The organism is Streptomyces sp. MnatMP-M17 (assembly GCF_900091995.1).
GTDB lineage: Bacteria > Actinomycetota > Actinomycetes > Streptomycetales > Streptomycetaceae > Streptomyces.
In genome coordinates this window covers 18,827-27,126 of sequence record NZ_FMDK01000326.1, presented here as the reverse complement: position 1 = coordinate 27,126, position 8,300 = coordinate 18,827, and the positions used below count along the sequence as shown (strand labels likewise).

Below are 8,300 nucleotides of genomic sequence, written 5' to 3'. Positions count from 1 at the left end.
GGTCCCCGCCGATCTTGCCGCTGTCGTCGGCAGGCTGATGCGGCGGCTGCGGACGACGTCGCCCGACGACCGGCTCACGCCCTCCCAGCGTTCGGTGCTCTCCCGGCTGAACGGCGAAGGGCCGTCCACGACGGCCGCGCTGGCCCGCGCGGAGTATGTACGTCCTCAGTCGATGCGGCTCACGCTCGGCGTCCTGGAGGAACAGGGCCTGATCGAGCGGACGCCCGATCCCGACGACGGCCGGCAGTCCGTCGTCTCGGTCACGGACACCGGCCGCGGCACGCTCGCCGCGGTCCGCGCGGCCAAGCAGGGCTGGCTCTCCGAGGCGATCGCCGAGGAACTCGACGGCGCGGAGCGCCGCGCCCTGGCCGACGCGGCGGCACTGCTGCAACGGCTGGTCGAGAGGCGCGAGTGAGACCACGGCTCATGGTTCCCGAGCACATAGCTGCCGACCACATGGCTCCTGAGCCCACGGCTCCCGGGTACATGGCTCCCGGGCACATGGCTTCTGAGCCCACAGTTCCAGAGCACGCACTTCCGAAGGAGTAGCACCATGACCGCCACCACTCTCGATCCCAAGACCGCTCTGGTCGTCATCGACCTCCAGAAGGGCATCGCCTCCCGGCCCACCGTCCACCCGGCCGACGATGTCGTGGCCCGCTCCGCCGAACTCGCCGCCGCCTTCCGGGCGAAGGGCCTGCCCGTCGTACTCGTCAATGTCACCGGCGGCGCACCGGGCCGTACCGAAGGCCGCCGACCGGGCGGCCTCCCGTCCGACCCCGACTGGGCGGATCTCCTGCCGGGACTTGGGCAACAGGACAGCGACATCGTTGTCACCAAGCAGACCTGGGGCGCCTTCCACGGCACGGACCTCGATATGCGGCTGCGCCGTCTCGGTGTCACCCAGGTCGTGGTGACGGGCATCGCCACGAGCAAGGGCGTCGAGTCCACCGCCCGTGCCGCGCATGAGCACGGATACAACGTCACCGTGGTCACCGACGCGGTCACCGACTCGGACGAGGGCGCCCACCGCAACTCCGTCGAGAAGATCTTCCCGGCGCTCGGCGAGACCGACACCACCGACGCGATCGTGAAGCTGCTCGGCTGAACGGCCGACCTGAGCACACAGAACTGGGCCGGCCGTCGGCCCAGCCCTGTGTTTGCGTCCTACTCGCTACGGCGCCGGATCTTATTGCCCAGCCACACCAGCGGGTCGTACTTCCGGTCCACCGCCCGTTCCTTCAGCGGGATCAGGGCGTTGTCCGTGATCTTGATGTGCTCCGGGCACACCTCCGTACAGCACTTGGTGATGTTGCAGTAGCCCAGCCCATGCTCGTCCTGAGCCGTCTTCTTCCGGTCGAGCCCGGACTCCTCGGCGGCGTCCAGCGGATGCATGTCCAGCTCGGCCACCCGCATCAGAAAGCGCGGCCCGGCGAAGGCGGTCTTGTTCTCCTCGTGGTCCCGCACCACATGGCAGGTGTCCTGGCACAGGAAGCACTCGATGCACTTACGGAACTCCTGTGAGCGCTCCACATCGATCTGCTGCATCCGGTACTCACCGGCGGCGACGCCCGGCGGCGGTACGAACGACGGCACCTCACGCGCCTTGGTGTAGTTGAACGACACATCCGTCACCAGATCCCGGATCACCGGGAAGGCCCGTAGCGGAGTGACCGTGATCGTCTCCTCACGCGAGAAGACCGACATCCGCGTCATGCACATCAGCCGCGGCCGTCCGTTGATCTCCGCGCTGCATGAACCGCACTTGCCCGCCTTGCAGTTCCAGCGCACCGCCAGATCCGCGGCCTGGGTGGCCTGGAGCCGGTGGATGATGTCGAGGACGACCTCTCCGTCGTTCACCTCGACCGCGAAGTCCGTCAGCTCTCCGCCGTCGGCGTCGCCTCGCCAGACCCGGAACTTCGCCTCGTACGCGGCGGACGCGCCCGCGCCCGTACCCGTGCTCGCGTTCGTGCCCGTACTCGCGCTACCCGTACTCGCGCTCACTCGTGAAGCTCCTCTTCGGCGAGATACTTGACCAGCTCTTCCTTGTCGAACAGGGCGAGCAGATCGGGACGTATGGGCTCGGTCGTCCGGCGCGAGAGCGCGATCCGGCCCTCGGCGGGACCGGTCGCTCCGGTGAGCCGGCAGTGCAGATTGATCCGGCGCCAGTCGCGGTCCATATCGGGCCAGTCCTCCCGGGTGTGGCCGCCGCGGCTCTCCGTGCGCTCCAGGGCCGCCCGCGCCACACACTCGCTGACCAGCAGCATGTTCCGCAGATCGAGCGCGAGGTGCCAGCCGGGATTGAACTGCCGATGGCCCTCGACCACGGCGCGCTCGGCCCGTGTCCGCAGCGCGGCCAGCTTCTCCAGGGCCTGTGCCATCTCGCCCTCGCGCCGGATGATGCCGACCAGATCGTTCATCGTCTGCTGGAGTTCCTGATGGAGCGTGTACGGATTCTCCACCGCGCCCTCGACCACCGCGCCCTCGACCACCGCACCTTCAGCCTCCGCGCCGCCGAACGGACGGAGCGCCTCGGCCGCCGCCGCGTCGATCTGCGCCTCGTCCGGCGCCGGCCGCGCACCCGCGTCCGCACCGATTTCCAAGGCGTACTCGGCGGCGTGCAGTCCCGCCCGGCGCCCGAAGACCAGCAGATCGGAGAGGGAGTTGCCGCCGAGCCGGTTGGAGCCGTGCATCCCGCCGGCCACCTCGCCCGCCGCGTACAGCCCCGGCACACCGGAGGCCGCGGCCGTGTCGGAGTCGACGGCGATCCCGCCCATCACGTAGTGACAGGTGGGCCCGACCTCCATCGCCTCCGCCGTGATGTCGACATCCGCCAGCTCCTTGAACTGGTGGTACATCGACGGCAGCCGGCGGCGGATGACCTCGGCGGGCATCCGGCTGGAGACATCGAGAAAGACACCGCCGTGCGGTGAGCCGCGGCCCGCCTTGACCTCGGAGTTGATGGCGCGGGCCACCTCGTCGCGCGGGAGCAGCTCGGGCGGGCGCCGGTTGTGGTCCGGATCCTCGTACCAGCGGTCGCCCTCCTCCGCCGACTCCGCGTACTTCTCCTTGAAGACATCGGGGATGTAGTCGAACATGAACCGCTTGCCCTCGGAGTTGCGCAGCACTCCGCCGTCGCCGCGCACCGATTCGGTGACGAGGATGCCCTTCACCGACGGCGGCCAGACCATTCCGGTCGGATGGAACTGCACGAACTCCATGTTCAGCAGCGGAGCGCCGGCGAGCAGCGCCAGCGCGTGCCCGTCGCCGGTGTACTCCCAGGAGTTCGAGGTCACCTTGAAGGACTTGCCGATACCGCCCGTGGCGAGGACGACGGAGGGAGCCTCCAGTACGAAGAAGCGCCCGGACTCCCGCTCGTAGCAGAACGCGCCCGCGACCCGCCCGCCGTCCGCCTGATCTCCCTCAGTCCCGTCGGCGCCGGTGCCGGTGTCCTTCAGAATCCTGGTGACCGTGCACTCCTGATAGACCTTGAGGCGCGCCTCGTAGTCCCCGTACTCGCGGAAGTCCTCCTGTTGCAGCGAGACGATCTTCTGCTGGAGCGTACGGATCAGCTCCAGGCCCGTCCGGTCGCCGACATGGGCGAGCCGCGGATACTCGTGCCCGCCGAAGTTGCGCTGGGAGATCTTGCCGTCGGGCGTACGGTCGAAGAGCGCGCCCCAGGTCTCCAGCTCCCAGACCCGGTCCGGTGCCTCCTGCGCGTGCAGTTCCGCCATCCGCCACTGGTTGAGGAACTTTCCGCCGCGCAGGGTGTCACGGAAGTGCACCCGCCAGTTGTCGCCCGCGTTCACATTGCCCATGGAGGCGGCGATACCGCCCTCGGCCATCACCGTATGGGCCTTGCCGAAGAGGGACTTGCAGATGACGGCGGTACGGGCGCCTCGCTCGCGCGCCTCGATGGCGGCCCGCAGTCCCGCGCCACCCGCGCCCACCACCACGACGTCCCACTGACGGCGTTCGAGTTGCGTCATGTCCGAAGGGTCTCCCTGTTCCTAGAAGAGTTCCTAGAAGAAGCGCGGATCGTCGAAGGCCCCGGTGGCGAGCAGATAGACATAGAAGTCGCAGACGGCGACGCTGATCAGTGAGGCCCAGGCGAGCTGCATATGGTGGTTGTTGAGCCTGCCCACCCAGCCCCAGAGCCGGTAGCGCACCGGATGCCTGGAGAAGTGCCGGAGCCGGCCGCCGATGATGTGCCGGCAGGAGTGGCAGGAGAGCGTGTACGCCCAGATCAGCCCGATATTGACCAGGAAGATCAGCGAACCGAGCCCCATATGGCCCCAGGCGTACTCCTCGTCGCGGAAGGAGAGCACGGTGTCGTACGTGAGGATGCCGGCGACCGGCACGGCGGCGTAGAAGAAGTACCGGTGGATGTTCTGGAGGATCAGCGGGAAGCGGGTCTCACCGGTGTACGCCGTGTGCGGCTCGGCGACGGCGCAGGCGGGCGGTGAGGCCCAGAAGCCGCGGTAATACGCCTTGCGGTAGTAGTAGCAGGTCAGCCGGAAACCCAGCGGGAAGATCAGGATCAGCAGCGCGGGCGAGAGGCCCCACCAGCTTCCGAAGATCTCCCAGTTGGGACCGTTCCGCATCGGCGCGCAGTTCTCCGCCAGACAGGGCGAGTAGAACGGTGAGACATAGGGCGCGGCGTAGTAGTCGCTGTTCGCGAAGGCCCGCCAGGTCGAGTACACGATGAAGGCGAGCAGCCCGGCGGCGGTCGCGGCGGGCGCCAGCCACCAGCGGTCCGTCCGCAGATGGCGAGGTGCGATGGCGGCGCGCGAGGCGCCGTGCACACCCGTACTGGCTGGTGGGGGTTGCGTACCGGTGGCCAACGGGTCTCCTCGGGAGGGCTAACGGCTCAGGGCGCTCGCCGGTCGCGCACACCCAGGCCCTCGTCGTCCGAGTCCGTCCACAGCGCGCTGTCGTACGGAGTGTCGGAGATGGTCACCAGGTCGTCGGCGCGGCCGGCCGACGGGGATCGGAACTCGTTCTCGCTGGCTCGCGCCAGACTCTGCTCCAGCCGTCCGACCGTACGGACCAGGTCGTCCAGGCAGCGCTTGACCGCTGTCAAATCGTCCTGAAGGGACATGAGTTGCCCTCACTTCCGCGATCGCGGGCGGCATGCGTGGATCAGGCTCTCTGTATGCGCCTGAGAGTGTCGCGCGTCACACCCGCCTTTCACAAGGGCCCGGACAGGTCGCCTGTGCGGCGGTCCGGTCGCCCCCGCGGTGGACAGGCCGCTCCTGTGGCGGGCCGGTCGCCCGTGCGGCGGAGCGGTTGGACCGTGCGAGTGGCGTTTGCGACACGAGGCGACGTGTCACCGGGCCGGTTCCGCGCCTTTCAACTTCAGTGGGTGGGCAATAGGTGTGATCATCTCTAAATTCCACAAACAGGACGAAGAGGTACTAGACATGTCCCACGTCGGCGCCCCACGCGGGAGGACATGCTCCCGAACGCTCCGCTCCCTCGCGCTCCTCACCACCGGTGTGCTCGCCCTGCCCGTCCTGTCCGCGTGCACCTCGGACGACGACGGCGCGAGCGCGGACGCCGCCCCGGACATCGCGGCGGCAGGACGGGACCATGTCACCGCGGGCGGATCCCTGCGCTGGGCGATCGACACCATGCCCTCGACGCTCAACGCCTTCCAGGCCGACGCGGACGGCTCCACCAGCCGGATCGCCGCCGCCGTACTTCCCTCACTCTTCACGCTCGACAAACGAGGCCGTCCGCAGCGCAATCCGGACTATCTGGAATCCGCGAAGATCGTCGAGCGCGAGCCCAAACAGGTCGTGCTCTACAAACTCAATCAGCAGGCGGTGTGGAGCGACGGCCGTGAGATCGGGGCACCCGACTTCGTGGCCCAGTGGCGTGCGCTGAGCGGCAAGAACTCCGCGTACTGGACCGCGCGCAACGCCGGTTACGAACGGATCGAGAAGATCGAGCGCGGCGCGAACGACCTTGAGGTCAGAGTCACCTTCAGCAAGCCGTACGCGGACTGGCGGGCCCTCTTCACTCCTCTTTACCCGAAGGATGTGACGGGCACGCCCAACTCCTTCAACGACGGGGCCAGGTCCAGTCTCAAGACGACGGCCGGGCCCTTCAGCGTCAAGAAGGTAGACCGCAAGGGCAAGGAGGTCACCCTCGTCCGCAGCGCCCGCTGGTGGGGAGAGCCCGCCAAGCTGGACTCGCTCGTGCTGCGCGCGGTGCCGAGGAGCAAACGCGCGTCGGCGCTCGCGGACGGCAAGCTCGACCTCGCCGAGATCGACAAGAGCGCGGCGGACCGTATCGCCCTGGCGGTCCGGGACCGTGGCTCCGGCGAGCAGAAGCTCACCCATGGCCCCGGTGTCGCGATCACACCGGCCTCCGCGCTCCGCTCCTGGGCGCTGGCCAACGGCTCGGACGAGGAGAAGGCCGAGGCCGCGCAGATCGCACGTGAGCAGACGGCCGCGGCCATCGTCCGCTACGCCAAGGAGCAGAAGACGCTCCACGGATTCGTCGTCCGCAAGTCGCTGGAGCCGGCCTACACCCAGCTCGCGCTGAACGGGGAGCAGGGACCGCTCGCCGATGAGCGGGTACGGCGCGCCGTCGCCCGCGCGCTCGACCGCCAGGAACTGGCCGACACCGTACTCAAGCCGCTCGGGCTGCCGGCCAGACCGCTGGGCAGCCATCTGGCCCTGGTCGGCCAGGAGGCGTACGCGGACAGCAGCGCGGCGCTCGGCAAGCAGGACACCCAGGAGGCGCGGGCGCTGCTGGCCGACGCGGGCTGGGTGCCGGGCGGAGCTCTCAAGAAGGACGGCGCGAAGGCGGGCAGCAAGGCCGAGAAACCCGAGCCGGACGAGGACGAAGAGGAAGAGAACGAGGAGGAGGCCGAGGAGAAGCCCAAGGAGAAGTCGGCCGCCGAGAAGAAGTACGACGCGAAGCAGCGGGAACTGGCGAAGAAGGAGGAAGAGGAGGCGAAGAAGAACGAGAAGGCGGACGACAAGCCTGACGTTCCCTCCAGCGAGGGCACGGTCATCGTCGGCGACGAGAAGCCCGGTCAGAAGCGGAAGCCCGGCCAGGATCAGCAGCCCGCCCAGCCGAAGCCGGGCCTGGGGCTGCGGCCCGACGAGGAGGACCGTACGGCCCAGGAGCACCTGGGCGGCCGCGAGCACCAGCCCGGCGAGATCGACCCGGCCATCCAGGACGACAAGCCCATCCAGGACGGCAAGCACGGCCGGACGGCGCCACGTCCCGAGTCCGCGACCCATGTCCTCGCGCCCGCGCCCGCCGCCGCCTTCCACGGCGTGACACTGCTCCGCCAGGCCGCCGCGGTGCGTGATCCCAGGTCCGCCCGGTCCGCCCGGCACGCCCACTACGCCGGCTATGCCCGAGATGAGGACAAGAAGCCGGGCGCCTATGCGCCGCGCGGCACGGCCGCCGCCCCGACCCCGTCGGTCTCGGGCTCGTCCACCCCGATGACCGGTCCGCTCGGCAAGGACGGCAAGGCCCTCACCCTGCGCTTCGTACTGCCCTCGGGCGAGGGCTCGGAGGCGCTGCGCACGGTCGGCGAGCGGATCGCGCGGATGCTGGACCGTATCGGTATCAAGACGGAGATCACCAAGGTGCCGGACGAGGGCTACTTCAAGGACCATGTCGCTTCCGGCGACTACGATCTGGCGCTCTACTCCTGGCCGGCCACCGCCTACCCGGCCACCGACGGCCGGCCGATCTTCGCCAAGCCCGTACCCGCCAGCGACGGCTCCCTGCTGGTGGAGCAGAACTACACCCGCGTCGGTACGGACCATATCGACCAGCTCTTCAACCGGGCGGTGGCCGAGATCGACGAGAAGGCCAGCCGCTCCCTGGTCAAGCAGGCCGACGCCCGGATCTGGGCCGCGGCCGGCTCCATCCCCCTCTTCCAGCGGCCGGAACTGGTCGCGGCCAAGCCGGAGGTGGTGAACGCGGGAGCCTTCGGCCTCGCGGCGCCTCGGTACCAGGACATCGGCTTCACGAACGCCGGTACCTCGGGCTCCGGTGGCAAGGAGGAGAAGAAGAAGTAGCGAAGGAACAGTGAGCTAAGCATGAAGCGGCGGAAAAGCACCAGCTCAACGCCGTGCGACCGGCTCACCGCCTGATCAATTCGCTTGCCCGCCGGCCTGCCCGGCGGGCAAGCTCGTATCCGTCCTTGACCCGGGCAGTTCCACATCCGCAGAACACCCCAGAATCAGCCGCTTCCATTGGGCCGGGAAGCCCTCCACACCCAGGCCCCGTACCATGGGACAAGCCGTGGCGTGTCAGCCCGGCGGGCG

The 8,300-nt window shown here is 68.9% G+C and carries 7 protein-coding genes; 3 read left to right on the top strand and 4 right to left on the bottom strand.

Annotated elements, in window-relative coordinates; genetic code table 11:
* Together GA0115259_RS15195 and GA0115259_RS15190 are read left to right on the top strand one after the other, a co-directional pair.
* A partial coding sequence (locus tag GA0115259_RS15195; protein WP_237540012.1) for a MarR family winged helix-turn-helix transcriptional regulator occupies positions 1 to 415 on the top strand: 415 nt, incomplete at its 5' end.
* Positions 416 to 553: 138 nt separating this feature from the next.
* Positions 554 to 1,108: an isochorismatase family protein gene (locus tag GA0115259_RS15190; RefSeq protein ID WP_093596508.1), complete on the top strand. Its 555-nt coding sequence runs from the start codon at positions 554 to 556 to the stop codon at positions 1,106 to 1,108.
* Positions 1,109 to 1,167: 59 nt separating this feature from the next.
* Here the strand turns inward: GA0115259_RS15190 and GA0115259_RS15185 are convergent, their stop codons facing one another.
* Genes GA0115259_RS15185 through GA0115259_RS15170 form a run of 4 tightly spaced genes read right to left on the bottom strand, consistent with a single transcriptional unit; the run spans position 1,168 to position 5,101 of the window.
* Positions 1,168 to 2,004, bottom strand: a complete 837-nt coding sequence (locus GA0115259_RS15185) for a succinate dehydrogenase/fumarate reductase iron-sulfur subunit (protein WP_256098008.1) — start codon at positions 2,002 to 2,004, stop codon at positions 1,168 to 1,170.
* Entirely contained in the window at positions 2,001 to 3,989 is a 1,989-nt protein-coding gene (locus GA0115259_RS15180) for a fumarate reductase/succinate dehydrogenase flavoprotein subunit (RefSeq protein WP_093596504.1), read from the bottom strand. The genes GA0115259_RS15185 and GA0115259_RS15180 overlap by 4 nt, the downstream gene beginning before the upstream one ends.
* A gap of 33 nt (positions 3,990 to 4,022) precedes the next feature.
* Positions 4,023 to 4,844, bottom strand: coding sequence for a hypothetical protein (locus tag GA0115259_RS15175; protein WP_093596501.1), 822 nt, complete (start codon positions 4,842 to 4,844; stop codon positions 4,023 to 4,025).
* 26 nt (positions 4,845 to 4,870) lie between these two features.
* Positions 4,871 to 5,101 carry a hypothetical protein gene (locus GA0115259_RS15170; RefSeq protein WP_093596498.1) on the bottom strand — a complete coding sequence of 77 codons (231 nt, stop codon included), beginning with the start codon at positions 5,099 to 5,101 and terminating at the stop codon, positions 4,871 to 4,873.
* 322 nt (positions 5,102 to 5,423) lie between these two features.
* On the opposite strand from GA0115259_RS15170, the gene GA0115259_RS15165 reads away from it, so the two are divergent.
* Positions 5,424 to 8,051 (top strand): ABC transporter substrate-binding protein, encoded by a 2,628-nt coding sequence (locus GA0115259_RS15165; protein WP_093596495.1) that lies wholly within the window; start codon positions 5,424 to 5,426, stop codon positions 8,049 to 8,051.
* Positions 8,052 to 8,300 lie beyond the last annotated feature (249 nt).